We start from the raw sequence: 1,189 nt of genomic DNA, 5'->3' as shown, positions 1-1,189 counted from the left end.
GAATTATTAATCATTTAAACTTTTATCAATATGAATAATTTAGTTATCATGCCAACGGAGAAAAGAACTTTGAATTTAGGTGAGTATGCAGAAGAAGCTACTATAATTGTGGAAGAAACTGCAAAGCCTAGTGTTACCTTTTTGGAAGCAAATACAGATTCTATCACACTGGAAGAACTTACAAGCAAATGTGTTGTGCCTACTTGGGCTAACTTGGAATCAACCATTTCACACCAAGACTTCGTTTCATGTGTGCATGAAGCTGCAAGTTCATTCTATGCAGGTGAAAAGGTGAACTTTCCGGAAATAAGAGTTTCGCATATAGTACGTGGCAGAATACCGTCCGCGCTTGGTAAGAAAGCAAATGAACTGTTAGAATGTGAAAAGACACAATTCTATCAAAGACTTGCTTTTGCTTTTACTATTCCAACCATTTTTGAAACGATAAGAGGACAAAAACTTGAACTGTGCATAGGTGGGGTAAGAAATTACAGTGACTTGAATCTGTACCGTTCTTCCAAAGGCTTAGAAAAGTTTTCCGTCTTTATTGGTTGGAGAATGAGAATTTGCTCTAATCAGATTCTTACTGGTGAGGGTGTGAGGTTCAACATGGAAGTAACCAATATCAATGAACTTTACAGAAATGTACTGGAATTGCTTAACAGCTTCAATGCTGCCAAAGAAATACATTTGATGCAGACATTATCAGATACTTATCTATCTGAAACACAGTTTGCACAAGTGGTAGGCAGAATGAGAATGTACCAGGCACTTTCACCCACAAGACAGAAAACAATACCAAGACTTCTAATCACTGACAGCCAAATAAATAGTGTGTGTCGTGATTATTACACCAATGAAGTTTTTGGAATGAAAGATAATGCCATATCTCTTTTTGATTTTCATAATTTACTCACACAGTCAAACAAGAACAGCTACATAGACAGCTATTTACAACGTGGGGTAAATGCTACAGAGGTAAGTGTTGGACTGAACAATGTATTACAAGGACTGGATAATAAATATTCTTGGTTCTTGGGCTAAACTAATCAATGAGAGGACATCTATTTATTAGGTGTCCTTTCTTTTTTAATAACTTAAAAATACTACAGAATGAATGATAATGGAAAACTAGTGCTATGGGGCATACTAGTAGTATTGCTACTAATAATAATTGGTGTTATCAATC

The 1,189-nt window shown here is 35.6% G+C and carries 1 protein-coding gene; it reads left to right on the top strand.

From position 1 onward, the window contains the following. The first annotated feature begins 30 nt into the window (after positions 1-30). The gene (locus QVP94_RS12330) at positions 31-1,044 is read left to right on the top strand and encodes a DUF3871 family protein (protein WP_022192715.1); all 1,014 of its coding nucleotides are present in this window, start codon (positions 31-33) and stop codon (positions 1,042-1,044) included. The last annotated feature ends 145 nt before the right edge of the window (positions 1,045-1,189 follow it).

It is taken from the genome of Parabacteroides sp. CAG:2 (assembly GCF_000436315.1).
Lineage (GTDB): Bacteria > Bacteroidota > Bacteroidia > Bacteroidales > Tannerellaceae > Parabacteroides > Parabacteroides distasonis.
The sequence above is the reverse complement of the archived record's forward strand: the minus strand, read 5'-3'. Positions and strand labels throughout refer to the sequence as shown.